Source organism: Wolbachia endosymbiont (group B) of Erebia ligea (assembly GCF_947179575.1).
GTDB classification, from domain to species: Bacteria; Pseudomonadota; Alphaproteobacteria; order Rickettsiales; family Anaplasmataceae; genus Wolbachia; species Wolbachia pipientis_C.
Genome location: NZ_CAMXBW010000002.1, coordinates 241,881 through 267,248, shown reverse-complemented (window position 1 = coordinate 267,248; position 25,368 = coordinate 241,881). Strand labels below are relative to the sequence as shown.

At 34.4% G+C, this 25,368-nt stretch carries 21 protein-coding genes and 4 pseudogenes; 11 read left to right on the top strand and 14 right to left on the bottom strand.

Going from position 1 to position 25,368, the window contains the following annotated elements; genetic code table 11:
* Positions 1-11 precede the first annotated feature (11 nt).
* Both OM962_RS01770 and OM962_RS01765 read right to left on the bottom strand, forming a co-directional pair.
* Positions 12-767 (bottom strand): alpha/beta hydrolase, encoded by a 756-nt coding sequence (locus OM962_RS01770; protein WP_264330611.1) that lies wholly within the window; start codon positions 765-767, stop codon positions 12-14.
* A gap of 1 nt (position 768) precedes the next feature.
* Positions 769-1,293, bottom strand: coding sequence for a c-type cytochrome (locus OM962_RS01765; RefSeq protein WP_264330610.1), 525 nt, complete (start codon positions 1,291-1,293; stop codon positions 769-771).
* A 292-nt stretch (positions 1,294-1,585) separates the two neighbouring features.
* Between OM962_RS01765 and ruvA the strand changes: the two genes are divergently transcribed.
* The 4 genes and pseudogenes from ruvA to OM962_RS07670 form a co-directional block, all read left to right on the top strand.
* The gene (ruvA, locus tag OM962_RS01760) at positions 1,586-2,158 is read left to right on the top strand and encodes a Holliday junction branch migration protein RuvA (protein WP_264330609.1); all 573 of its coding nucleotides are present in this window, start codon (positions 1,586-1,588) and stop codon (positions 2,156-2,158) included.
* Positions 2,155-3,144: a Holliday junction branch migration DNA helicase RuvB gene (gene ruvB / locus OM962_RS01755; RefSeq protein WP_264330608.1), complete on the top strand. Its 990-nt coding sequence runs from the start codon at positions 2,155-2,157 to the stop codon at positions 3,142-3,144. Before ruvA ends, ruvB begins: the two co-directional genes overlap by 4 nt.
* 268 nt (positions 3,145-3,412) lie before the next feature.
* Positions 3,413-4,024, top strand: a pseudogene (locus tag OM962_RS01750) (hypothetical protein); the annotation flags it as partial.
* Positions 4,025-4,460: 436 nt separating this feature from the next.
* Positions 4,461-4,814: pseudogene (locus tag OM962_RS07670) on the top strand (phage terminase large subunit); the annotation flags it as partial.
* 9 nt (positions 4,815-4,823) lie between these two features.
* On the opposite strand, the gene OM962_RS01740 reads toward OM962_RS07670, so the two are convergent.
* Positions 4,824-5,123, bottom strand: a complete 300-nt coding sequence (locus OM962_RS01740) for a transposase (protein WP_264330606.1) — start codon at positions 5,121-5,123, stop codon at positions 4,824-4,826.
* Between the two features lie 212 nt (positions 5,124-5,335).
* Complete coding sequence (locus OM962_RS01735; protein ID WP_213864026.1) at positions 5,336-5,683, bottom strand: IS630 transposase-related protein; 348 nt, start codon at positions 5,681-5,683, stop codon at positions 5,336-5,338.
* Positions 5,684-5,730: 47 nt separating this feature from the next.
* Between OM962_RS01735 and terL the strand changes: the two are divergent.
* Positions 5,731-6,102: pseudogene (terL, locus tag OM962_RS01730) on the top strand (phage terminase large subunit); the annotation flags it as partial.
* Positions 6,103-6,138: 36 nt separating this feature from the next.
* On the opposite strand, the gene OM962_RS01725 reads toward terL, so the two are convergent.
* The 4 genes from OM962_RS01725 to OM962_RS01710 form a co-directional block, all read right to left on the bottom strand.
* Positions 6,139-7,224, bottom strand: coding sequence for a hypothetical protein (locus tag OM962_RS01725; RefSeq protein WP_264330605.1), 1,086 nt, complete (start codon positions 7,222-7,224; stop codon positions 6,139-6,141).
* A complete protein-coding gene (locus OM962_RS01720; protein WP_264330604.1) occupies positions 7,169-8,713 on the bottom strand; it encodes a hypothetical protein in 1,545 nt (514 codons plus the stop codon). The genes OM962_RS01725 and OM962_RS01720 overlap by 56 nt, the downstream gene beginning before the upstream one ends.
* Before the next feature lie 21 nt (positions 8,714-8,734).
* Complete coding sequence (locus OM962_RS01715) at positions 8,735-8,914, bottom strand: hypothetical protein (RefSeq protein WP_264330603.1); 180 nt, start codon at positions 8,912-8,914, stop codon at positions 8,735-8,737.
* A 276-nt stretch (positions 8,915-9,190) separates the two neighbouring features.
* Complete coding sequence (locus OM962_RS01710; protein ID WP_405196969.1) at positions 9,191-10,612, bottom strand: DNA topoisomerase 2-like domain-containing protein; 1,422 nt, start codon at positions 10,610-10,612, stop codon at positions 9,191-9,193.
* Between the two features lie 591 nt (positions 10,613-11,203).
* On the opposite strand from OM962_RS01710, the gene OM962_RS01705 reads away from it, so the two are divergent.
* Entirely contained in the window at positions 11,204-12,307 is a 1,104-nt protein-coding gene (locus OM962_RS01705; RefSeq protein ID WP_264330602.1) for an ankyrin repeat domain-containing protein, read from the top strand.
* Here OM962_RS01705 and OM962_RS01700 read toward each other — a convergent pair.
* Positions 12,291-12,374: pseudogene (locus tag OM962_RS01700) on the bottom strand (Rpn family recombination-promoting nuclease/putative transposase); the annotation flags it as partial. The gene OM962_RS01705 and the pseudogene OM962_RS01700 overlap by 17 nt on opposite strands.
* 71 nt (positions 12,375-12,445) lie before the next feature.
* Between OM962_RS01700 and OM962_RS01695 the strand changes: the two are divergent.
* On the top strand, positions 12,446-13,678 hold the full coding sequence (locus OM962_RS01695) for an IS256 family transposase (RefSeq protein WP_264330447.1): 1,233 nt from the start codon (positions 12,446-12,448) through the stop codon (positions 13,676-13,678).
* A 134-nt stretch (positions 13,679-13,812) separates the two neighbouring features.
* On the opposite strand, the gene OM962_RS01690 is transcribed toward OM962_RS01695, so the two are convergent.
* Positions 13,813-15,351: an actin-bundling T4SS effector WalE1 family protein gene (locus tag OM962_RS01690; protein ID WP_264330601.1), complete on the bottom strand. Its 1,539-nt coding sequence runs from the start codon at positions 15,349-15,351 to the stop codon at positions 13,813-13,815.
* 193 nt (positions 15,352-15,544) lie between these two features.
* Complete coding sequence (locus tag OM962_RS01685) at positions 15,545-17,404, bottom strand: coiled-coil domain-containing protein (protein WP_264330600.1); 1,860 nt, start codon at positions 17,402-17,404, stop codon at positions 15,545-15,547.
* A gap of 129 nt (positions 17,405-17,533) precedes the next feature.
* Between OM962_RS01685 and OM962_RS01680 the strand changes: the two genes are divergently transcribed.
* A complete protein-coding gene (locus OM962_RS01680; RefSeq protein WP_264330599.1) occupies positions 17,534-18,859 on the top strand; it encodes a phosphomannomutase/phosphoglucomutase in 1,326 nt (441 codons plus the stop codon).
* A gap of 131 nt (positions 18,860-18,990) precedes the next feature.
* Here OM962_RS01680 and OM962_RS01675 read toward each other — a convergent pair whose 3' ends face one another.
* The 3 genes from OM962_RS01675 to OM962_RS01665 are packed head-to-tail and all read right to left on the bottom strand — an operon-like array spanning position 18,991 to position 21,655.
* On the bottom strand, positions 18,991-19,578 hold the full coding sequence (locus OM962_RS01675; RefSeq protein ID WP_264330598.1) for a CvpA family protein: 588 nt from the start codon (positions 19,576-19,578) through the stop codon (positions 18,991-18,993).
* Between the two features lie 57 nt (positions 19,579-19,635).
* The gene (locus tag OM962_RS01670) at positions 19,636-20,232 is read right to left on the bottom strand and encodes a riboflavin synthase (protein ID WP_264330597.1); all 597 of its coding nucleotides are present in this window, start codon (positions 20,230-20,232) and stop codon (positions 19,636-19,638) included.
* A 40-nt stretch (positions 20,233-20,272) separates the two neighbouring features.
* Complete coding sequence (locus tag OM962_RS01665; RefSeq protein ID WP_264330596.1) at positions 20,273-21,655, bottom strand: hypothetical protein; 1,383 nt, start codon at positions 21,653-21,655, stop codon at positions 20,273-20,275.
* 794 nt (positions 21,656-22,449) lie between these two features.
* On the opposite strand from OM962_RS01665, the gene pheS reads away from it, so the two are divergent.
* From pheS to OM962_RS01650, 3 genes are all read left to right on the top strand, one after another.
* Entirely contained in the window at positions 22,450-23,493 is a 1,044-nt protein-coding gene (pheS, locus tag OM962_RS01660) for a phenylalanine--tRNA ligase subunit alpha (protein WP_264330595.1), read from the top strand.
* Positions 23,494-24,729, top strand: coding sequence for an NTP transferase domain-containing protein (locus tag OM962_RS01655; protein WP_264330594.1), 1,236 nt, complete (start codon positions 23,494-23,496; stop codon positions 24,727-24,729).
* Positions 24,730-24,807: 78 nt separating this feature from the next.
* Positions 24,808-25,368: a P44/Msp2 family outer membrane protein gene (locus OM962_RS01650; RefSeq protein WP_264330593.1), complete on the top strand. Its 561-nt coding sequence runs from the start codon at positions 24,808-24,810 to the stop codon at positions 25,366-25,368.

Here is a 25,368-nt window from a genome sequence, read left to right as displayed (position 1 = left end):
TCTAAATTACTTCAATTATATATTTCTCCTGACAAAAATTCTCTGATGGTCTTAAATAAAATTTTCAGTGAATAATTATCAGACATGTTGTGTTTTGCTGATTTTATTAAGTGTACTTCAACGTCTGTTGATTTGATTTTTTTAGCTAAATTTAATGAAACTTGATAAGGAACATCTTGATCATTAATGCTATGCAGCAAGCGCACAGGACAGTTTACATCTATTGTTTTTTTATTTAAAAGAAGATTCTTTCTGCCGTCTTCGATCAAATTTTTAGTTATTTTGTATGCACAATGCTCCGAAGTAAAATCTATTACACCTTTAGAGCTTAGCTCTTCTTTTTGCTTGTCTGACAATTGCTTGAATATTAAATCTTCAGTGAAGTCAGGAGCAGATGATATGCCGATTAATGCTGCAATTTTTTCTGGAAATTGAAGGGCAGTGAGCAGCATCAGCCATCCTCCCATACTTGAACCTATAATTATTTGTTTATTGATAGTTAATTCACTTATCACTTTAGCACAATTTTTTTGCCAATCACTTATTGTATAATCAGCAAAATCACCACTTGAATTACCATGGCCAAAATAATCAAAGAGCACAAGTGCTATATCATTTTCTTGGCAAAATTTGTAAACGGCAGTTGCTTTAGTTCCATCCATATTGGATGCAAAACCACTAAGAAAAACTATAGAAGCCTTCTTTCCTTGTAGCTTTCGATATGCTATATGGCCATTACTTCCATCGAGTAATTTACAATAATTCATACTACTTTGGCAAGGCAACCGGACTATCGCTCATCGAACGCAAATAGCTGACTAGATCTGCAATCTCTTGTGGATTAGAAATACCTGCAAATGCCATACGTGTACCTTTTATGTAGGCTTTTGGATTTTTTAAAAAAGCAAATAACTCCTCATATTCCCATTTCCCACCTTTTTCAAGCAGTGCTTTTGAGTAATTGAACGAACTGCCAAGATGGGCCTTTTTATTTTCAACTACGTTCCACAAGTTTGGTCCTACTTTATTCATTCCACCTTTCTCAAAACTGTGGCAAGCTATACATTTTTTTGCTGCTGACTTCCCCTTTTCAAAGCTAGCATTTTTCATGAGCTCCCCAATATCAAGTGCCACTTGTTCAATCTTTTGCTGAGGCTCATTGCTGGCTGCCACTATTGTTTGGTGTTCAATTTTATAATCCTCTGGGTTATAGAGCATATCAACTACATTACTAACTATCATAATTATTAATCCAGAAAGTAAAATCGATGCTGCAATCTTATTAAGCTCCATAGTTAATTCTTATCAAGTAATGTTACTTAAATTATGCAAATATTTTCGCAAACAGCAAACAATTACCTTTATTCTACCAAAGATAGAAATTTCTATTACTTAGTTAATAGACCGCAATTCTGGTGCTGAAGTAACTCCGTGGTCCAGTCACATACTGGTCCGGAATAATATATTCAAATAGATTTCCTGCAAACCTGTCTACAATGATTGAAACTGGAACCACTTCTATAATGTTCGTTTGCTTGACCTAAGATTCAGGAGCATTTAAACTGAATTTTATAAAGTACTAGAAATGATAGGAAATCTAAGCGGAATAGTTGATGAGGTGTGTAGCGATCACATAATCCTGAATGTGAATGATGTTGGCTACATAGTATATCTTTCAGCCAAAACTTTAAGTGCTTGTTCGATTGGAAGTAGAGTAAAATTACTTATCGACACTTATGCAAATAGCAGAGAAAACGTTACTCAGCTATATGGCTTTATAAGTAAAGAAGAACAGCAGTATCTGCGTTTATTAGTTAAAGTGAGCGGTGTCAGCTATAAAACCGCAATGTCAATTTTGAGCAAATTAACTCCAGAGCAACTGTTTTTGGCAATTATAAATGAGGATAAACTAGCACTTAAGGTGAGTGGACTTGGCCTGAAACTCATAAATCGAATTATTACTGAGCTGAATGGCAAAGTAAGTAAATTAGAGACAAATAACAATCATTTTCACTCAATTAGTGAAGATGCTCTTTCAGCTTTGATCAATCTTGGATATGAAAGAACAAAAGCTTATGATACAATAAAAAAAATAGAAGATGAATCACCAAACTTGGACACTAAAGATATTATTCGTATGGCGCTTAAAACAATATGAAGTCAATATCATGTAGTAAGGAATACTCTGAAGATGTACGTAATTTAAATATCAGGCCTGAGCAACTTGATGATTTTGTCGGGCAAAAAGACTTAATACAAAATTTAAAAGTGTTTATAAATGCTGCACAGACGAGAGCTGAAGCTTTGGATCACGTATTGCTCTATGGTCCTCCAGGGCTTGGTAAAACAACTTTAGCACAAATTGTCTCTAAGGAGTTAAGGGTTAGCTTTCGTGCAACTTCTGGTCCATTGCTTAGTAAAGCTGGGGACTTAGCTGCAGTGCTCACTACTTTAAATGCAAAAGATGTTCTATTTATCGATGAGATCCATAGATTAAATCGTAGCATTGAAGAAGTTTTATATACTGCTATGGAAGATTTTTGCCTAGATATACTAGTAGGTGAGGGCCCATCTACCAGAACTTTAAGAATAGATTTACCACCATTTACACTGATTGGGGCAACAACACGGCTTGGACTGCTTTCTGCACCGCTGAGGGATCGTTTTGGTATTCCCCTGCATCTTGAGTTTTATTCTTTTGAGGAACTGGTTGATATTATAAAAAGAGGTGCAAGAGTTCTTTGTGCTGAAATCGAAAAGGATGCTGTGCAGGAAATTGCCTGCCGCGCCCGTGGTACTCCAAGAATTGCTTTGAGATTACTCAGAAGAATAAGAGATTTTGTTGAAGTAAAAGATGATAAAAAAATTACCTGTGAAATTGCCGGTTCTGCACTATCAAAATTGGGTATAGATAAAATGGGACTAAATAAATTAGATATGGATTATCTGAGATTTTTGTTTAACACCTCAGGACCTGTTGGAATTGACACCATATCTATTGCACTATCTGAAGATGTTGGCAATATTGAAGAAACAGTAGAACCTTATTTAATCAAGGTCAGTTTCGTAAAGCGCACACCAAGAGGACGTGTTTTAACTGATCAAGCAAAGGAATATCTCAGTATCAATTCAATAGTATGCTAGTATTATAATATATTTTTAGTGCATTGTATAATATTACACTAACATTATAATATTCTCTTATTATATGATTTGCAGGTGTTATAGAGGCAAATAAGAAAGTCTTCTGTTATAGTGAATATGTTCTTGAAAAATTACGTAATATATGCTAGGCTGTATATAGTATAAATGTAAAAATATCAATAACTTATTGACATTTTTTAAGATTAATACTTATTAAATACTTCATGTTGTAAGATTGGGTTATTGTGTTTTATAGACTTAAGATAAAATAGTAAAAAGCTTTCTAAACAATTATAGAAACAGTAATTCAATTAATGGAGGAAAAGCAATGAAAAATTTTTTAATCAATAACAACAAAGAGGACGGTAGCTCAATCTTCATTAATCGAATCAGGGAGCAAGATCTCTCTGCAGAGCAGAAGCTCAATGAATTAAAAGGATTCATGGAGGAGCTTGCTAGGAAAGCTGAGCTCAAGAGAATAGAGCTTGAGCGTCAGGCTGCGAGTTGCATTGATGAAACATTATCTCAAGTAGAGCTACAGATACAAGATAATGAGGATTACTTTACTGATGATAATCAAGGGGTATTCGCAAATTTCTTTGAATCCCTCTTTAATCTTTTTGAAGTAAATGTAGATCCGAAAGTCTACAAAATGCTCAAGGAGAAGAAAGAGAAAAATCTGCTTCTTTCGATAATTAAGTTTTTGCGTGATAAGCTTAAGGAATTAGTTAAAAAGATCTTCAAAAAAGATTTAGATTTAAGTTGGGATAAAAGGCTAGACAAAGAGATAAAAGAATTGCAGGAGAAATTACTCAGTGGTGGGTTATCTCCGGAAGAGGAAATAGCAATACTCGAACGTTTGCAAGCGTTGCAAAATTTAACTCCTACGACAATGTTACAAAAAATAATACAGAGTTCAAAAGTGTGATTTCTAGGAAGTTCCTGAGCTTAAAGGCAAATTGAAAGCTATTTGATTTATGGCTAACATCATAGAGGTCAACATATAGGATGAAAGACAGCATGAAGGGTTCGGAATGATTGATAGTACTCAGAATTAGATAGCAGTAATCAAAAATGCTGTCAATACTACACTGAAGAGCTGTATACGAGAAATTCACAAGTACGACTCTAGTAGTTAAACCTAAATAGGAGGGTTAAAGTTTATGATCTCTACTGAACCCCTCTTAATGAGGAGGAGAAGGTTTAAATCTTTTTGGTGAAAATGATGATACTGCTGCACTTGCATTCCACTCCTGACTTCCTCCATCTCTACCACATTACCTTCACCAAGTGCTGGAATGACACTACTTGCAAGAGTATTATACTCAAGAGAAGAGAATGAGTTATTATATCCCCTGGAGGAAGGAAGAGAAGAAGTTGAGATGATAAAAGTTGAACTCGGGAGTTACGCTTTTGCTGCTCAATATCAATAAAACCCCCTGCCGCTTTCAAGCGGTATAATTAAACAAGAGTGGCTAAAGCGCTATAAAAATTTCCCTGATAATCTCTCACATGTAACTCAAAGCTGGGACACTGCAGTTTCAACAAACGATTCCAGCGACTTTAGCGTCTGCACCACCTGGGCAAAAATAGATAATAAATTCTATCTACTTGATGTATATCAAGCAAAGCTTGAGTATCCAAAGCTTAAAGAGCAAGTTCTGTCACTATAGTATTTTCTAAAATGGATGATAAAGTTCCATTATGGTATTACCAACCAAAAGCTGTAAGTCTGTATATTTATACATGAGAGGTCTGAGGCGGCTTTTGATGGTATGCCAACAGTATTCTATAGGATTCAAATCTGGTGAATATGTTGGAAGATACAGCAAATGACAGCCAAAAGACTCTATTAATGATTTTGTTTTAGTGGTCTTATGAAATGTAGCATTATCCATAACTATAGTTGTGCCAAGTGGCAATTTAGGTAATAACATCTTCTCCAACCATGTATTGAATACCTCTTTGTCAACACCCACCTTTGAAAGTCATTGGTGCAATAAATCTCTTTCCAATCCACCCGGCTACTATACTGATTCTCTCTCGAGTTCTCCCTGGAATATCTGCATAAATTTTCTTTCCTCTTGGAGCGCGTCCATATTCTCGGTATAACTTATTATCAACTCCTGCTTCATCTATATATAAGATGCTGGAATGGTCTATTTTTGAGATTTTATCAATAAATTGCTCCCTATCTTCTTGATTGCGCTCTTGATATAGTGTGACTTTTTTTTAAAGTAATTTTTAGCTGTTTTAGTCTATACCAAATTGAGTTTATTCCAAATCCAAGATTTTGTTTCATCTCTGCCAGAGTATGATCTGGATTCTTTGTAACATATTCTTCGAGTATTTTGGGGTCTATTTTTCGAATAAAGCTACCGTTTTTAGATGGCTTGAGGCTTTCACCAGCAGCTTTCTTTTTTAACCAACGGTACAGAGTTGCTATTCCTATCTCCATAAGCTCTGCTACCTCAACCTTTGTCTTACCTTTTTCTATCATCAATACTGCCTTTTCCCTTAAATCCACACTATATGCCATTATAACTCAAATACTTTATTATACCTTTATCATTTACTTTAGGAAATACTATAGCTGCAAGATGGGCACTACATGCAATTTTGATTGAAGCAAAAACGAGTGGTCAACAATTAATACAAGAGCTAAAGGCAAATAGCGATCTACCCATTATTGAAATTGTGCCACACAATGACAAACTCACTCGATTTTATCAAATTGTTCCGATGATAGAGTCTGGCAGGGTTTTTCTGCCACAGCAAACGGTATGGCTCAATGATTTTGAGTATGAGATTTTAATGTTCCCAGAAACTCGCCACGATGATCAAGTGGATAGTACGGTGCAATATCTGCAATGGAAAAGAAAAACCACCGACAGCATCCCCAGGGTCAGGGCTTTGGCCCCAACCATAATAAAACACTTGGGTGGCTTAGAACAGTAGATTAGATTAAATTTAAATTACCTTCAAAAAAGTCTCTTACCTCCTTCTTAAATTGGCCCCGCGGAACTCCGTGCAGAGTTGGGATTCGGAATCAGAAAAATTTGAGCGTGGTAAACCTCCTTCTTCTTCAGACGGTGAATTATTGCTTTCTCTTCTCGGAAACTTTATTGGAGTACCTCCATCTTCAGGCGATGAAGACTTACGTCTCGGCAATCTTCCTCTAGTGTTCTGCGAAGAATTTTGCTGCTGCAGTGATAATTCTTCATGATCCGTATGCTCCGACATCGAGTAATAATCACTTGTTTTCTCCTCAGCTTTGGAGCTTCCCTTTCCAGCTACTGATGTACCTTTAGCAGGCCATCGCTCTTCCATAAACAACTCTACTTCCCAAGTTTCAAAAGTACGGCTAAGGTAGTATTTATCTTTGCCTTTTATAATTGGAATATGTTCTAATTTGCTTTCATCGGGATAACAGGTTGTAATTGCTTCGCGAGGGCGTGCCCTACGTTCTTTCACCTGGGAATCTACCCATTCGTCCTTTTTAGATTTCACTGCCTTTTTGACGATGTTAATGTCGATATCTTTCATTTCTACTTTTCCCCTATGATTCCAAATAAAAAGTTCTTTTAAGTTAAGTAAGGCACCACGACTTATATTAGCAACAACTGTTGTTCCTTGGTTTTTCTTACAATTAGAAAAAAATTTAAATGGAAACTCATTGAGATCACAGGCTTCTTTCTCAGTGACATAATACTCTTTTATCGTATAATCTCTTACCGCCTGTAAATATTCTTTTACACCAACACTATCATCAATTAAACTAGCAATCTTCCCATTTTCTACAATAAAGTTAGTATGATGACATTCCAAAATCTGATTATTGAAGTTAAACACATAAAGCAATGCTTTAAACAACTCTTGTTCTTCCTTTGAAAGTGATGAATCACTTTCAATTTTTTCATAAGCCTCGCCAAAATCCTCACAAATCTTTTTACAATCCTCCTTTAAATTACTGCTTTGTGATGACCAAAAGCCTATTGGCTGACTAGTCCCTGCTTGCACATTTTTAGCAGAACTTACAAAGCGCGATGATGAAGATGGCGCTGAAATACCATAACTCACTGCAGTAGAATTCAGCTGTGGCGATGGCGAAAAATTCTTTACTCGTTCCAGGAACACCCGTTATACCTAACGGCAGAGGCAGCAACACAGGAAACTTTTCCGACTCTTGCCTGGGAGAATCCTTTAATACTACATTCTGACCTCGTGTGGGAAACTCCTGTGTCGGTGATAATGATTCAGTGAAGTAAGAACTTGGACCACCACTTGGAGAAGGTGCAACAGAATCTTTAGGTTTTGGAGGTGACTCACCAATACCACTATCTCTATCTTCTTCAGATGCAAAAAACCTAGCTCCAGTTTGTTCAGGAGTTGTTCTTGGTTGTTCTGCATATGTAGGAGAAGTTACTGTTGAGGAGGATCGACTCGAGCCACGTCTCTTAAAATTCTCAAGATCGACTGCAAATTCAAAACATCCGTTTATTTGATTATATGCAATTGGAGACTGCATAATTTCAGGAAGTAACTGAGCAATTCTTTTATTAGAGATAGCATGAACTGAGTGTTCATCACTGGCAACATCTGATTTTGCAGTCTTGCCTCTGATATTATTCATAAGATTTTTATATTTTATATTAATTCTGTACACATCCTTATTCTTTAAAGATTCAAGCTGACCACTATATCCTTTTGTTAAAGGTATAAGGACAAAATCATTACCATTCTCTATTTTCTTTTTATCCGTAAAAATATCATACTCATAGGCATCAATTGATTTCCCTGTCAATTTAAAAATAAAATCGCTAAGAACATCTTTAAAATTTTCGACTTTAGGATCTTCTGCGCCTGGAGTTCCCAAATAAAGCGCTACTCGCCCTTTAACATATTCTGCCACACTCCTGACTACCTTATCACTCACATCTTTAATATATAACACATCATCTCTATATTCATAAAAGTCTGAACTCTTAATGCCACAGTTTTCTAACCTTGAGTTAAATTCTTTAATATATGCTTGCTTAAAAAATTCAAAAGTCTCTAAATCATATTCCCTCTTAAGGTATTCGTTGCTAAAAGCTATACAGGATAAATAAGACATGCCTATTGCTCCTGTTCCAACAGTTTCATCGACCCATTCATATGCTTCTTCCTCAGATATCCCTACTTCTTTTTGTAGACATGTAACCACTTTGGATCTTACAGCCCTCTTAAACTCATTAGTAAAATGAACCTTCAAGTTACGAATTACTTCATTATTTGTAGAGTCTGCAAGCTTTACTTTCACTATGCCATTATCTAAATACTCTTTATTAGGATTAGCACCTAGAACAAATGGGAAATAGTTAAAATTATAGAATTCACTTGCTATCTCTCTAGTAACATAGTGCCGCTTTATTATCTTCTCTTCCATTCTTTGCAGATATTCTCCTATATTAGTACTGCTAGCAAATAAACCAACAATCTTTTTACCTTCTACAGTAAAATTAGTACTGATTTTATCACAAGCATAATTATTTAAGTTAAACGCATTAACCAGCTCTTTTATAGCCATAACTACCTCTATTAAAAATTGTTAAGAAACCACACTACTTGCTTTTTCCTTTATCTTTATTACTACCGGCACTAGTGGCACCACTACTACCCAGTTGTGTGTTAGGCTTACTACTTTCACGTAGCCACCCTTAGTTTTTATACTTATCAGGCCCAATCCACTCAACATTTTTATCTGAAATCCACTTATTACTACCACCATTATCATTACTACCATGCATATTAACCTCTAGTAAAAATATTATGTAACTAATGTACTAAAAATAAATTATAGTGCAAGCACTTTTTTTATATTTTTTAGCATAAAACTTTATTCACTCTTTTTTCATAAAACTTAAGTTTTCTAGATTTCGCTAACACGTAGCGGAATGACGAACTGTCGACATCTATCTATATGCCCCCTGGATTCCAGTGTCACGCACTGGAATGACAAGGTTACGGGTGTCATCCCAGTGCCCAGACACTGGTATTTTCATGATTATGTCTTCCCTACTGATGGACCTTCTACACATTTCTCAACTTTTACATCATTAGTCAATCCTTTTGGTGGTTGAGCATCACTTGCAGCACTAGACTTTCCATTATTATTAGTTTCTGATGGAGCTTGCCAATTATCAATTGGATAATCGTGCTTAATATTAGCTGACGATCTTCGAGCGTTCCTTTCAGCAACTTTTTTTGCAAGCTTAGCGTAAGAGTCATCCGTTTTCTGCTTATCAGGAGACTTAGATTCTTTCCCATCAAAATTTTGCTCATTAGTAGGCTTGAGTTCCTTTTCCTTAAAATCATTAGTAGTACCACATTTATTGGTAGACGTGGTGCCTCTTCCATTAACACTAGTATTCGTATCACATTTTTCGAAATTAATATTCTTTTCTAAACCTTTAGAAGAATAAATTTTTATTCCACTTGCCACAGGCTTCTTCTCCGGAACTTTCGATGGACACACAGCTACCTTCGGTGCCTCCGGCTTCGCTTTTTTCTCTTCTTCCACTTTTGGTTTTGCTTCTTTTACCTCAAGATTCTCATTAACCTCCTTAAACATAGGAGGCATCAGACCTTTCAGAGAATTTGATAAAAGATCTAGTTCTGGTCTGCTCAGAGGGACTGGTCTTACAAATCCGGGTGAAACTTCAAAAAGGGAAACTGGGACTTTAGGTTTTTCTCTTTCATCTACCTTGATTTCTACGTTTCCATAAACTTCTTTATTTTCTTCCTTTAATGATGTTTTTTCTGCTTTTTTATCTTCTTCTGTAGATGCCTCTACTATAGCTGCTAGCTCAACTCCAAACATCTCTGCAAACATTGTAACAATCCATCCGGTAACTGCCATTTGTAACTTGAATTTTAGATTCGTCAATGCTTGTAGACGTTCGAACACCCTTGCAAACTCTTCTTCTGACAACTCACCACTGAGTAATTTCTCCTGCAATTCTTTTATCTCTTTGTCTAGCCTTTTATCCCAACTTAAATCTAAATCTTTTTTGAAGATCTTTTTAACTAATTCCTTAAGCTTATCACGCAAAAACTTAATTATCGAAAGAAGCAGATTTTTCTCTTTCTTCTCCTTGAGCATTTTGTAGACTTTCGGATCTACATTTACTTCAAAAAGATTAAAGAGGGATTCAAAGAAATTTGCGAATACCCCTTGATTATCATCAGTAAAGTAATCCTCATTATCTTGTATCTGTAGCTCTACTTGAGATAATGTTTCATCAATGCAACTCGCAGCCTGACGCTCAAGCTCTATTCTCTTGAGCTCAGCTTTCCTAGCAAGCTCCTCCATGAATCCTTTTAATTCATTGAGCTTCTGCTCTGCAGAGAGATCTTGCTCCCTGATTCGATTAATGAAGATTGAGCTACCGTCCTCTTTGTTGTTATTGATTAAAAAATTTTTCATTGCTTTTCCTCCATTAATTGAATTACTGTTTCTATAATTGTTTAGAAAGCTTTTTACTATTTTATCTTAAGTCTATAAAACACAATAACCCAATCTTACAACATGAAGTATTTAATAAGTATTAATCTTAAAAAATGTCAATAAGTTATTGATATTTTTACATTTATACTATATACAGCCTAGCATATATTACGTAATTTTTCAAGAACATATTCACTATAACAGAAGACTTTCTTATTTGCCTCTATAACACTCCCAGATAGATGAAAAGCATTATAACGTCTGTTGCAATATTATGCAATACGCTCAAAGTATACTGTAAGGCTAACCAATCCATCCCAAAACAAACTCTTCTCACGCTTGCTAGTTTTGATGCTGAAAGTGGCTGCATTATTGAAGTTATTAGTAGTATTAAGTTAATAAAACTATAGAATTGCTTTTAAAAAAAATTGAAATTAGAAATTGACAGATTTCAACAATTAAGAATCATTTTAATTGTTTTATTAAATCTTTATGTATAAAAATATTGCAAATATTATGTTTTATTTTTATTCAGTACCTTGAAAGTTTGATCTTCATTTAGGAGTATAAATGGTTTACGATAATGATAATTTATTAATTAATGCTGCAAGAAAAGGTGATCTTAGTAAGGTTGAAGAGCTTCTTAGGGAGGGGAGTAATATTAATGCTAAGAACGATGGTGGCTATACTTCTCTGCACTTAGCTGCAAGATATAGTCATTCAAATGTAGTAGAAAAGCTTTTAGATAAAGGGGCTGATATTAACGCTGAGAATAATGATGGGTTAACACCTTTAGAATTAGCAAAGAAATACGACAAGTTAGAAGTGGTAAGCTTGTTAAGGAAAAAACAGCAGGAAAAACCTGTACAGCGTAAGCGTCGTCATCATAGTGAAGAGCAAAGGTACATGAGTTCTGCTCATCTTGAACTGGAAGGCACTGGTCGTAGTGTTGAAAATGATAATCCTACAATAGAAAACAATCAAGCTACAAGTGGAATAAGCAAGCCATCTTTATGGATAAATGATTTGTTTAGTTGGACAAAAGAAAAAGGTAGTTTATTGGTATCGGGAGTAGTGAATTCAGTATGGCCTGCTTCTATGGCAAAATTATCTGAAGAAACATCTACAACCAAAAACAACTTAGAGCCAATATATTATTCACAGATCGATATAAATGGTACAATTCTACTGCTTGATACGTCTATAAGGAAAATCACAGGTCAGAAGTACATTTCCACAGTAGATCAGTCTATGTCACCATTGGAAGCACAGGGCTATGTATTAAATATTATAGAAGAATTTGAGAAAGTAGTAGAGCAAGCTGGATTAAAAAGTGGTGTATCAATACATCGATTAAATATTGATTATATGGGAATGCAAAAAGAGATTGCTAGAAAAATCATGGCTGGTAAATTTAATGAGATTTCAGGGGTTTTAAAATCATACATAGAGAAAGGATGTCCTGGTGAAGAAGCTGGTAAATTAAGTCCAAAGAAATTTGACAAGTTTATAGCTCAATTTAATAAGGGTCTGCTAAATCAATCAATAGAGCACAACGGAGATGGTAGATTAGAAGTTAATAATGTAAAAGAGCAGCAAGAACCTAAGAGTTGTTTAAATAATACTTCTATTCAAGGTCATTTGACTCGGGATAAGGTTAAATTAATTTCTTAATCTCATCTAAAGAAAGGCCTGTGATTTCGGCGATAACATCAATAGAGACACCGGCCTTGAGTGAGTTGGGAACGTTCAAAAAAGTGTGTCAAACCGAGAAGTAAAGTAATAAATTGATATAAAAAATGGAGGTTTGATATGAGTCAAGCAAATAGAACTAATGGGTTGGTAGATTATAAAGAATTAGAAACAAATATCCTGTCATCTATACGAGAAGGAAAACCATTGACAGGAAAAGATGGAGCATTAACACCGTTTATAAAAAGGTTGCTAGAGGCAAGTCTGGAAGGTGAAATAGAAAACCACATGTCAGCTAAAAGTGAAGAAAATAACCGAAGAAATGGGAGAAACGCAAAAACTTTACGCACGAGTGGAGGCTCATTTGAGCTGCTAACACCAAGAGATAGGGAGGGAAGTTTTGAACCACAAATAGTTAGAAAAAGGCAAACAAGCCTACATCCAGAACTTGAAGCAAAGGTATTAAGTACATACGCCAGTGGCATGGGATACAGAGACATAGCTTCACACGTTGAGGAAATATATGACCACAAAATATCAGCAGCAGAGATATCCAGTATTACTGATAAACTGCTACCAATAATCAATGAATGGCGCAGCCGTCCACTGCAATCAGTATATCCAATAGTGTTCATGGATGGCATGTTTTTTAAGGTTAAGGAGGATGGACATTGTGTAAGCAAGTGTATGTATAACATATTAGGCATAGATCAAAATGGCAGAAAAGAAGTATTAGGTTTTTATTTGGCTGAAAGTGAGGGAGCTAATTTCTGGTTGGGAGTGCTAAATGACCTCAAAGAAAGAGGAGTAGAAGATATTCTAATTGCCTGCATTGATGGGCTAAAAAGCTTTTCTACAGCTATAAATAGTATATTTCCTAAAGCAGAAGTACAACTATGTATAGTGCATCAGATAAGGAATTCACTGAAATATGTATCTAGCAAAGATGTAAAAGTTTTCATGAATGATTTGAAAAAAATATATCGTGCTTCAAGTAAAGAAATTGCCGAAAATTATTTGCTTGAACTGGAGGAAAAATGGGGCGAAAAGTATCCATTAGTCATAAAATCTTGGCAGAATAATTGGGAAAATTTGTCCAGTTATTTTAAGTATTCAGGTCCTGTTAGGAGGCTAATTTATACCACTAATCCTATTGAGGGACTGCACAGACAGATTAGAAAATTTACTAAAACCAAAGGCTCATTTACTAATACAAATGCCTTGTATAAACAGGTATATTGTGCTATAAAAAAAGTAGAGCAAAAATGGGCTATGGCTTTACCTAATTGGGCTTTAACTATATCTCAACTTGATATCTTTTTTCCTGATAGATTAAAAATTGAGTTGAATTAAAAATACGGTTTGACACACTTTTTTGAACGTTCCCAATTGATCATAAACAAGCGAATGTTTTTGATCAAATGAAAAAAAGATGTTACTCACTGAGTAACATCTTTTTTAAGAAGATAGATAGTTTTGTTTACTCTCTATATCTTCACTTTTGGAGCTTTATGCTCTACATCAACTTCAGCAGTTACTGTTGAAGAAGGTCCCACCAATTTGTCCAAAGAACCTGTCTTTCTTAAGTCAGCTTGGGTTTTTAACTTGCCATTTTTCTCAGTGAACATACCATGTTGCGGAGAAGAACTTGGTGAATTGAACCCACTATCAGAATTACGACGGTAACTGGCAAAGCTAGAAGTTGTAGCAGTACTGTCAGTGCTTAAAGAACCCATTGAATTGCTTCTTGGCGGTTTCTCCGGAGCAACATAAAAACGGCTATTTCCTATCTCCGCAGATTGTATCTGATCCAACTCAGAATCTTGATATCTTATATAAGTAGCTTCCTCTGGCTTTTTGCCACCTTTTAGAGATGATGACAACTTGCTCCAAAATGAAGTAAGTGCTTTTACTTCCTTATGCTCACTAGGGTTTAACAACTCCGCTTCGCTGCTAACAGTACTTATAGAACTCGTTGAACTACTACCTGATAAGCTATTTTCCAGTGAATTCATAGAACTTGCTTTATGCCTTTTTGCTGACTTATTAAGCCTTTCTAAAGTATTAAAACGAGTATGCTCTTCCTTGCATTCTCTAATAACTTCCTTAATCTCATTATGATGTTCAGAAAAAATTTCATATAGGCTGCTATTATCTTTAGCTAACAAATGTTGCAACTTCTTAGCATCTAATTTATTGATAAAATCTATTTGCTGCTTCAATCGGTTGATCAACTGGTCCTTTTTGGCACTGTGTTGACCATCAACAGAATAAGCTTTCTCTAATATTTTTTCCCCCAGCTTAGAAAATATTTTCCTAGTTAAAGCAGAGCTATTCACACCTTTGTCTTCAAAAACTTCCTTGACAAACATTTCCTTTACACTATTAAAACTTCTCGTTTTTTCTTTTGTTTTCAAAATAACAGTTTGATCTTCATTACCTATTGAATATGCGATGCCATCTAAACTAGACATGCTTGCACCACTATCACTCATCTTCCTTCCAAGGTTTTGAATGTTATCCCCCATTTTTCTTAATGTAGAGCTAGCTCTCTCTTGTGTTGCCTGTTTTACAGAACTTGCAGTTTCTTTTACCGAATTCTTGGCATATACAGCACCATCTTTGATTTTTCCGCCAATATGCTTCGCTCCTTCAACTGTTTTTTCTGCTGACCATTTGAGTCCTTTATATCCAGATTGAACTGCTTTTACAGCAACTTTCACAGCGAAATATAAGGTAAGACCAACTATAGCACCTGGTATAGCAAGTGTTGCACCAACTGCCAAAAGTGGTATCACTGCTGCAAATAATCCACTTGCTGTACCTACTACAAGGGCCTTATCTCCTTGCTTCATTTTAGAAAATTCTGTATCTCCTTTTAACAAGTCAGTAATTCTTTCCTTTAGTTTTTTAGAATCATGAACAATATCTGCACTTAATGAATCTTGCATAATTGTACTAACACCCAAATTATCTTGTTGAGCTTCAACAGGACGTGAGTTAGATTTTATTTCACTAGGTGACATTTTTAACCTCACTATTAATTAAACATACTAATATTGTATATATCTGATTCTTAAGTTAGGGTTAATTCACCTAACAATGTCCACTTGCTTTCAAATGATTTTGCTTGATGTGTTTTTTTGAAAGCACAGAAAATTAGTGATTATTGCAATATAATATCTCGTTTGGATTAGCTATAGTTGAAGCAAAAACTCATCATCCTAAAGGGGTAGATTTTTCCGTAGCCTTAGCAGGAACTGTGTTTGGATCTGATAGTTCTGTTCTGACATATTTGCCTTCTTTATTGTATAAATCAATCACTTGCTCTTCAGTTTGAACTTCCATTTCTTTAGTCTTTTTTTGATCTGTTGAAGATGATGCATCAACACCTGCATTTGTACCTTGGTCTTGTGTTTTAGGAACTGTAGTTTCGTGATCACTTGCCTCTATTCCTCTACTTTCATATTCAACTTCAGTTTGAGTTGAAGTAGCTACTTTCGTAGTTACTTCACTCATCTCATCCGCAAGTGATTTTCCAGATTTAAGTTGCCAAATTTCCCTCTCTAAATTTTCATTTCTTTTTTTTAGTTCATTGAATTCTTGAGACAATTGTTTCAGCTCTTTAGTCAATGTATTGTTTTTCTCTTTTGCTTCCGTCAATTGTTCTGCCAACTGCCTTTCATGATTATCCTTTGAACCTTCTGCCAATATTCTCTTTAGATCATTTTCCAAATTTGCATTCTTTCTTTCTAGTGCACTTAACTTGGCTTCACTTTGCTCCAATTTTTTCTGTAGTTCCTCATTTGTTCTATTTGTTGACTGAACCTCACTTTTTTTATCTTTCAATTGATTAATTAAATTTGTTATTCTAGCATTTTTATTTTTTTGACTTTGTTCTAGTGTGCTTACCTTTCGTTCTAATTGCTTAATGTCTTGATCCTTTTCAGCTAACTCTTTTTCCTTTCTTTTCAATTCATCTTTAAGTCTTGTGACTTCTTTTTCCAAATCTTGCTTTTCCTTGGTTAATTTATTTAGTTCCTCATCACCTTCTTCTGTTATCCTTGTATTATGTTTTTTTAACTTTGCGCTTTGCTCCTTGAGATATGTGTTTTCTTCCTCTAATTCCCCTATTCTATCCTGTAACTCATTTCCTTCTTGTTTGTTCTCTTCTTCATCAAACGTGTTGCTCTCAAATGTTTCATCTTCACCATTAAATTCACTACTAATAGACAAAGAACTTCTGCGTGAAGAAGGTGTACTAAGAGAAGAATACCCACTGCTACTTGGTGTAGCTGACTGCAGTGAATCTTTTGTAAATGTTTCCTCTGCTGGTGTTTGCTGATTGTTCACACTTTTGCCCATTTCATTGAAAGCTTGATGCAGAGTTTTTCCGTTGATAAAAACTTCTGTGTTTTGTTCTACTAATTCTAATATTTTCTTTTTTGTTTCTTCTGATTCTAAATCTTTGAAAATTAAATCACCAAATTTTGGCTCAGCAGTCACTCTTTTTATGCCCTTAGAATTTACTTCTACAGTCATGCTACAGTTTATGTTATTGCCTTTAGAATCCTTAGCTTGCCAGTTGATGGTCATTTTACATGAGCTTGAACCAGCAAAATTATAGTGCCTTTCGCTGCCTTTTTTGGTTGCAGTTATTTGACTATCTTTCCCCAAAGATAGGTTATAAACCTTACCTTCGTCACTGGCTCTTAAAAGGGCGCTAATCTCTATTGGTTTTTCTTTATTTTCAAACCTAATTTTAAAGTCATTATCTTTTGTTGTATATACTAAGAAATTTTCACCTGGTAAAGATTCTTCAAATTTTCTATGTGTTTCATTTATTAATTGCTCAAACTTTTGAAACTCATTTTCCCACTTTAAATTTATCTGTTTTTTAATGTCCTTATCTTTGCGTAAAGGACCAATAAAATACCAGATTAAATTTTCTTCCTCTAGTTTTTTTATAAAATCCTGAAAATTGTTGCAAGATTCAATGAAACTTAAAATATCATTTTTCTTTTGCTCATCTATATCTAAACCTTGATTTTCAGCTATAAATAAGTTTTCTTTTAGCATAATTTCTATTTTTAGAGAACTATATTATAATATTAGCATATTTTCTTAAAAAATCAACTAATCTTATAGTTAAATAAACTTGAGTATTTGGCGGGAATGTTATATATTAACCACTCCAAGAAGTGCACTATGGACAATACTATTATAAGAAAATACGATATTAGAGGTGTGGTAGGCAGAGATCTGCAAATCAGTGATGGGTATGAAATAGGTAGAAAATTCGGTCAAACTGCAGCTAACGTTTGTGTAGGCTATGACAGCAGGATAGATTCACCAAGCATAGAAAAAGAATTAATCAGAGGCTTAATTTTATCCGGCGCAAATGTTATACGAGTTGGGCTCTGTTCTTCACCTATGCTCTACGCTGCAACAATGCAGGCAGATCTTGGGATTATGATCACTGCTTCTCATAATCCCAGAGAATATAACGGCTTTAAATTTTTCAGTAGTAAAAAAGTTTACTCAGATCGAGAAATGAAGGAAATTATAGGCAGTACAATTAAAAACAGCACGAAAATTGGAAGCTTAATTAACACGAATATATATAGTGAGTACGTTAACATATTAAAAGATGCGCTCAAGAATAACGCTACACAAAAACTAAAAATAGCCTGGGATTTTGGCAATAGTCCAACAATTGTAAGGTATATTGAAAAAGTTTTACCAAGTCATATACACATCATAACCAATAATTCTATCGATGGAACGTTTCCACTGCACGACCCAGATCCCATAGAAGAGAAAAATCTTGCTCAGTTAATAGATATTGTCAAGAAAGATAAATGTGATCTTGGTATTGCACTTGATGGTGATGGTGATAGGGTACGCTTGATTGATAATAAAGGTAATGTTGTTTCCAATGATCACTTGTTTATGATTTTTGCACGTGAAGTATTGGCAGAACACCCAAAAAGCAAAGTTATTGCCAACGTAAAAATGAGTATGAAAGTGCATGATTTCGTTAGCAAATTAGGGGGGCAAGTAATTACCTGTGCCACTGGACACTCACTAGTTAAGAAAAAGATGGTAGAAGAAGGGGCAAAATTTGCCGGTGAACTCAGTGGGCATTTTTTCTTTTCTGAGCTGGGTTTCGATGATGGACTATATTCTGCTGTTAAAGTCATTAACATTTTACTTAAGAAAAACCACAGCCTATCTGAGATGATTGAAGATTTGCCAAAGTTATATATCACTCATGAAGTGAAAATTGTAGTGAAGGATGAGAAAAAATTTCAAATAATTGAGTCAGTAAAGGAGACACTAAAGCAGAAAAATATTGTATTTTCAGAGCTTGATGGTATTAAGGTAACCGATAATAAAGGTTGGTGGCTTCTTAGAGTATCAAATACGCAAAACTGCATTACAGCAAGATGTGAAGGAAATACCTTAGAAGATTTTGAACTCACTAAAAAAGTTTTGTTTTATTACATTGATGAACTAAAATTATACATTTAAATTTTTTTTGATGGTTTACTTATTCGTCAATGTTTGCAGTTTTGTTTGATTAGTCATAGGAATTGGTAACCTATGGCGAATTGCTGTGGATAATAGCTGTCTACGCTAGTTTAGCTATAGAAAATCAACACTCACTTTTCTTTATTGTTTTGAGGTTTTTCTTGATCAACCATTTCCTCACCGATCTCTTTTATTTTTAGTATCAATGATTCTGGCACATACATGTTAATTACCTCTTCTGTTGTCACAAATAAAGCCTGATAAGAGTGTGAATTTATTATCCAATTGGGCAATATGTCTTCTGCTTCTACTTTAGACTCTCCCTCTTGTTTAACGTATACTGTGTGGCAATATAAGTGCACAGCGAAAAATAGTACATAAGAAAGCAATATTCCTCTAAGTGCTCCGACAAAGATTCCAGTAACTCTATCCATTAATCCCAACCTTATAGGTGATAATATGTACATTAGCCAGTTATTCATTGTCATGAATGTAAGATTAAGTATTATAAATACAGAGATTGTAGAAAGTATGTTTTGTGTAACTTTAGAGTCAAAATACTTACTATAATTTATAATAAAAAAATCATAGTAATTAGCTGTCAAAAAGACTGATAAGAGCAAGAACATTAATGCACATAGCTCTTTTATAAAACCTCTAGTTATCGATATTATTACACACAAGACAATAATAAAGATAATTAGGCTATCGAAAAACATATTTTGTATCTATATGATTTTCAAGATATAATAGTTGTAAATAACAAAGTTGTAAAATTAATTGTGTTGATATTTTATCAGCTGGTCTAAGTACCGGGCAATCACATCAACTTCTAAATTTAGGTAATTACCTGTTTTATTATGCTGAAAAGTTGTGTTTTTCCATGTATAGGGAATTATATTCACAGTGAATTCTTGATCGACAACTGAATTTACTGTAAGGGAAACTCCATCTAGCGTTACAGAACCTTTTTTTGCAATAAATTTAATTAATTCTTGTGGGCATGATAGTCTGATTTCATGAGATTCTAAATTTTGATTGATTGTTAAAATTTCTGCTGTGTCATCCACATGACCCTGAACCAAGTGGCCGTCAATTTTGTCACTCAGTTTCATTGCTTGCTCTAGGTTTATTTTTTTTCCTGTTTTCCACATATTTAAGTTAGAAACTTTCATAGTTTCTTGAGATACTTGAACTGTGAATACATTGCTCATTATGTTGACAACAGTTAAACACACTCCGGAGCAGGATATTGAATCTCCTTTGTTTATAGAGGATAAATTTTGTGTCTCAATATGGAAGATTTGATCAGAGTTAGGGTGGATAGTGATATCAGTTATAGTGCCAATATCTTTGATAATTCCTTTAAACATGCAATAAAATAAATAATTATATCACAAAAGATCTTATTTGTTAGGTGCGCAAAGGAAGATCTTTTTTACTTATCTGCTCAATAGATTCTACAGAATATTCAGAATATAGAAAGTAAGCCAGGTTCAAAACGCACAGTGTAATTAATATTGGTAACCCTATGTTTAATGTTAGACCGATACTTTCCCTTTTTTCTGTTGGCACCAATTCCTTTAAAATTGACACTTTTCCCAGCGGCAAGTGCCATAGGCAGAGTGCTGATATAGAAGCTGCTACTAAAAATAGACAAAAATAAGTCTCTTTCGAAGAAAACATAGCTTTTAATGGTGATTTAAGACTAATATTAGTAGGCAATCGAGTTTTAGCTTCATTTGTTTTTGGTAAATGGTCTACAGCTTTGCTTGGTAAAATTTCATGAGAAACATTTTTAGGCTGTGGAGAAGGTTGGCCTGAAACTAATTTAATCAACTGCTCTTTTTTTCTATATACTTGCTTGTGTAAATACTCTTTTGGAAAAGAAGATTTGCCGGCTGTTTGTGGTATCTTCAGCATTTCTAATGCTTCTGATATCTCATCTGGTTCTAATATCTCATGTAATTGTTTATCTTGAAAATAAACAATATTAAATATTGAGTTGAAAATATTGTAAAATGTATCTGAATCTTGATTTTTATATTCACTTACTACTTCTACGAATATTTCATCGAGTTTTTTCCCCTTGTGCTCAGCCAAATTATCTATCATAGCTACTCTAGCATCAAGTTGAGCTTGTTTTATGGTTGATTGTTTTTCTTCTCTCAGTGATTCTTTAGCCTGCTTTTCGGATTTCTTTTTTCTATTAGCCTTAAAATAATCTGTGTGTGACCTAATTTGACCTATATCCCGCTCTGTTTCTTGAGGGACTAAATTTCTTGTGGTATTCTCATTTTTAGCTTTTTCTAAATGTTTTAGCTGCTCATCTAAGAATATCTCGATTTGTTGCAAGTTATCGAGATTAATGTTTTTAACGTTTGTTTGTAGTGTTATCGTTATGCCCTGCAGGAGGATTTGAGGCGGAGCATTACTTATGAATTCTTCTACAGTTTTATCACTATGAGTTTTACAGTAGTTATTATATAATTCACTGCTTTCTTTTGATACTTGTATGTTGACTATAAAATTTTTTTTCCGAGAAAGGCTGGTTTTAAAAAAGTCAATTAAATGTTTTATTTGAGGTAATATTGTATTAGGGTTTACCTCTGTCAGAAGTTTGATCTTAAATGAAAACTCTTGTGTATCACTTGTAACACTTCTTGAGCGAATCGTGCTAATCTCCAGCACTTCATTAGAAAATACTTTACTTATTTCTTTAGATCTATACTTAAAAAACTTAGGTAAATCCTCGATTTCGTATTTTTTCTTAGTTTCTATGTTACTACTATGCATGAGTAAATTTTTTAATATAAAGTAAAATAAAAAATATAATTAGTCAATAAGTTAATAGTAAAAGCACCCTTGCATAACAGCGGCGCGTTGGGTTCAATAAGCAGAAAAAGTTACTTTACAAACCTCATCAGTCTCCTTATCATGACAATAAGAGTATTTACCCTTGTTTTTAATCTCTGCAGATTTAACAACAAAATTCAGTAAAAAACTCAGGTATATATTGGCAGATTACATAAAATTATAGCGGCTGCATGTCTTTTTTATTTTTGCTACATTCAGCCAAAATGCGCTTTAAATAAGCGTTAGCACATTATTACAATGCCAATTTACATTATTATAGGGTCAAAACTCACTACTGGGGGATTCTTTTGCCTTTTTTTTCGCCTGGTAAATTTTTTAATATTCTGGATTAGTTAGGAGTCCTATAGACATGTTATTCCAGCACTTCTTACTACCTGTTATGGATCCCAGTGTCAAGCACTGGGATGACAAGAAGGAGAGCACTGGGATGACAAGAAAGAAAGCGCTGATTTCATATGTATCTGATAAAAAAGATGATGTCATGCCAGTGCCCAGACACTGGCATCCAGTTTTTTCATGATCATCAAAACGTTGTATTTTAACATAAAACGGCTACTTTTATGCTTACCAACCTAATAAAATTCCTGGATTCCAGTGTCACGCACTGGAATGACAAGAAGGAGAGTACTGGGATGACACCTTTTTATCCAAATAGTTTTATTGATGATATTAAAGATTGCACTATAATGAAAGTTTAAGCTAGCGTTTTTAAGGTGAATAAAGAGCTAATAAGTGAAATACCTTTACTTGAAGATAAGGCAGTTTCTGAAATTGAAAATGCTGCTTCTTTGCAGGATTTAGAAAAAGTTAGGTTGTCATACTTGGGGAGAAAGGGTGTAGTAAAAGCTTATTTCGATGACTTAAAGAATATAGATGATGCAGGAGAAAAACGCGACCTAGGTGCAGTGATTAATGTTTTACGCAATAAGATAGACCAGCTTATAACAAGCAAAGAAAATGAACTAAAAGATAAAGAAGTTAAGTTAAAACTGCAAAATGAAGCAGTTGATATCACACTGCCTGTCAGACCAGAAAGAATTGGCAAGATTCATCCACTGAGCAAAGTTATAAATGAAGTAAAGCTCATTTTTGCACATATGGGCTTCAAAGCAGTTGATGGTCCTGATATTGAAGATGAATTTCACGTGTTTGATGCGCTAAATACTCCAAGTCATCATCCTGCGCGAGAGGAGCAAGATACCTTCTACTTAAAGAATAAAATAAACGATAAAAGAATGGTGCTGCGCACTCATACCTCATCTGTGCAGATTAGAACTATGGAAAAGACAAAAACTTTTCCAATTAAAATAGTGGCTGCAGGCAGGGTATACAGAAATGACTTTGATGCAACTCACACTCCTATGTTTCATCAGATAGAAGGGCTTTATGTTAATGAAAATGTCAATATGGGCCAATTAAAATTTACTATTCATCGCTTCCTTAGTAAATTTTTCGGAGATAAAGGTCTAAAAATACGCTTTCGTAATAGTTTTTTTCCTTTTACTGAGCCTTCTGCAGAAGTGGACATAAGTTATAAAGGTAGTAAATGGATTGAAGTACTTGGATGTGGTATGGTGCATCCAAATGTCTTTAAAAATGTTGGAATAGAACATACTAAATACAGTGGCTTTGCATTTGGGATTGGTATAGAAAGGCTAGCAATGCTGAAATATCAAATTAGTGATCTAAGGAGCTTTTACGACAATAGAGTTAGTTGGCTCAACCATTATGGTTTTCATTTTTCGTCTTTAAGATAAGTGACAAATAAATCTTATACATTTGTTGTACTTGCTGCTGGGCATGGTAAACGAATGAATTCAAGCTTGCCTAAGGTTCTGCACAAAATAGGTAATTTCTCCATGCTTGAGCACGTCATTTACAATGCAAAGCAGCTAAATCCTGAAAAAATAGCTGTTGTAGTCGATTTGCCTTTAACTCAAAGGCTGGAATGCTTTGAGGATATAAAATTAATTACACAAGAGTCAACGCTCGGCACAGGGGATGCAGTCAAAATTGCAATGAGAAACCTGAAAGAATTATCAGACATAGTTGTTGTGCAGTATGGAGATACTCCGCTGATAAAAAGCAGCACAATAACTAAAATGATAAGCTGCTTAGGAGAGAGCAATGCTTTAGTTTGTCTTGGGTTTAAAACTGATAATAAAGGATACGGTAGACTAATTATTGAGAACGGTTCCCTAAGAGAAATAGTAGAAGTACAAAATGGTAGAAATAATGATGAGGAATTTCTTGCTAATGCTGGAATAATGGTTGCATATACAAAAGATTTACATGAATTAGTGGAGAAAATAGAGTGTAATAATCAAGCTCGCGAATATTACCTGACTGATATAGTTGCCATTGCAGTAAAGAGTAATTTAAATGTTGGCTATGTTATTGCTGATGAGGAGGAGGCAACTGGCATAAATAATAGGAATGACCTTGCAACGGCCGAGTTTTACTTTCAAGAAGAAAAAAGAAAGTTTTTCACTAACTCTGGAGTAACGCTTGTTGCTCCAGAAACTGTTTTCTTCTCTCTTGATACGCAAATTGGTATGGATTCGATTGTTTACCCATACGTTTTTTTTGGTCCTGGAGTAAAAATAGGATCTGGTGTTAGGGTTGGTCCATTTGCCAAATGTGAAAATACAACAATAGGTGATGGTGCAATCATAGGTAATTTTGTTGAAACAAAAGCAAGTGATATAGGTATAAATACTAAGATAAAGCATTTAAGTTATATAGGAAATACTCAGGTAGGGCAGGGGAGTAACATAGGTGCAGGTACCGTTATTTGTAATTATGATGGGAAAAAGAAACATAAAACAAATATTGGAAGCAATTGTTTTATTGGTGCCAATAGTTCATTAATTGCACCGCTTAATGTGCATGATGACTCTGTCATTGCAGCAGGTAGCGTTATAGTAGAGGATGTGCCAGAGAAAAGTCTTGCAATTGCAAGAGAAAGGCAAATAACTAAGAAAATAAAATAACTCTAATTTTTATTACGCGAATTATGTTATTTTTAATATATGTATTAGTATACATGTATATCAATATACATGTTAAAAATGAAAAAGTTGCTGATTTTGGTGGTCTGTTGTTTCCTGTCAGTACCGTCTTTTGGAGTTGATTGGATTAAAGATAGAATTTATACTTCTTTATCATATAGCCGGCTTGGTGTTAATTATGACGTTGGGTTTCACTATACAGATAGTGTTAAAATTTCAGTTGGCTATGTAATCAAACCTATTATTAATTCTCTAATCAAACCTACTCTTGATGAAGAATTTGGAGCAGTGGTGGGGCTTATGGCAAAGCTTCATTATCATCATAAATTTGAAAATACGGGTATTACTCCTTATATTACTGCTGGTGTTGGTGCTGTTATAGTTCGTACAATGAAGGCTAAACCTAATGTAGGTAGAGCTGATAGTATAGGTGAAAACATAAGTGCTTTACTTGGAGAGGCTTTCAAAGCTGTAGTCAATGATGAATTTTTTTCTTATCAAATAGGTTCTGGTATTAATCTTCCACTTTCTGAAAGAACAAGTGTTTTTGCTGGCTACAAATTGCAAAGGTTTCATAAAATTTTCCATGGAATTGAGCTAGGAATGAGCTTTAATTTGTAA

Coding starts and splice junctions, on each gene's coding strand:
- OM962_RS01770 (WP_264330611.1), bottom strand. CDS start 767: ATGAATTATTGTAAATTACTCGATGGAAGTAATGGCCATATAGCATAT.
- OM962_RS01765 (WP_264330610.1), bottom strand. CDS start 1,293: ATGGAGCTTAATAAGATTGCAGCATCGATTTTACTTTCTGGATTAATA.
- ruvA (WP_264330609.1), top strand. CDS start 1,586: ATGATAGGAAATCTAAGCGGAATAGTTGATGAGGTGTGTAGCGATCAC.
- ruvB (WP_264330608.1), top strand. CDS start 2,155: ATGAAGTCAATATCATGTAGTAAGGAATACTCTGAAGATGTACGTAAT.
- OM962_RS01735 (WP_213864026.1), bottom strand. CDS start 5,683: ATGGCATATAGTGTGGATTTAAGGGAAAAGGCAGTATTGATGATAGAA.
- OM962_RS01720 (WP_264330604.1), bottom strand. CDS start 8,713: ATGGCTATAAAAGAGCTGGTTAATGCGTTTAACTTAAATAATTATGCT.
- OM962_RS01715 (WP_264330603.1), bottom strand. CDS start 8,914: ATGGTGGTAGTAATAAGTGGATTTCAGATAAAAATGTTGAGTGGATTG.
- OM962_RS01710 (WP_405196969.1), bottom strand. CDS start 10,612: ATGAAAAATTTTTTAATCAATAACAACAAAGAGGACGGTAGCTCAATC.
- OM962_RS01705 (WP_264330602.1), top strand. CDS start 11,204: ATGGTTTACGATAATGATAATTTATTAATTAATGCTGCAAGAAAAGGT.
- OM962_RS01695 (WP_264330447.1), top strand. CDS start 12,446: ATGAGTCAAGCAAATAGAACTAATGGGTTGGTAGATTATAAAGAATTA.
- OM962_RS01690 (WP_264330601.1), bottom strand. CDS start 15,351: ATGTCACCTAGTGAAATAAAATCTAACTCACGTCCTGTTGAAGCTCAA.
- OM962_RS01685 (WP_264330600.1), bottom strand. CDS start 17,404: ATGCTAAAAGAAAACTTATTTATAGCTGAAAATCAAGGTTTAGATATA.
- OM962_RS01680 (WP_264330599.1), top strand. CDS start 17,534: ATGGACAATACTATTATAAGAAAATACGATATTAGAGGTGTGGTAGGC.
- OM962_RS01675 (WP_264330598.1), bottom strand. CDS start 19,578: ATGTTTTTCGATAGCCTAATTATCTTTATTATTGTCTTGTGTGTAATA.
- OM962_RS01670 (WP_264330597.1), bottom strand. CDS start 20,232: ATGTTTAAAGGAATTATCAAAGATATTGGCACTATAACTGATATCACT.
- OM962_RS01665 (WP_264330596.1), bottom strand. CDS start 21,655: ATGCATAGTAGTAACATAGAAACTAAGAAAAAATACGAAATCGAGGAT.
- OM962_RS01650 (WP_264330593.1), top strand. CDS start 24,808: ATGAAAAAGTTGCTGATTTTGGTGGTCTGTTGTTTCCTGTCAGTACCG.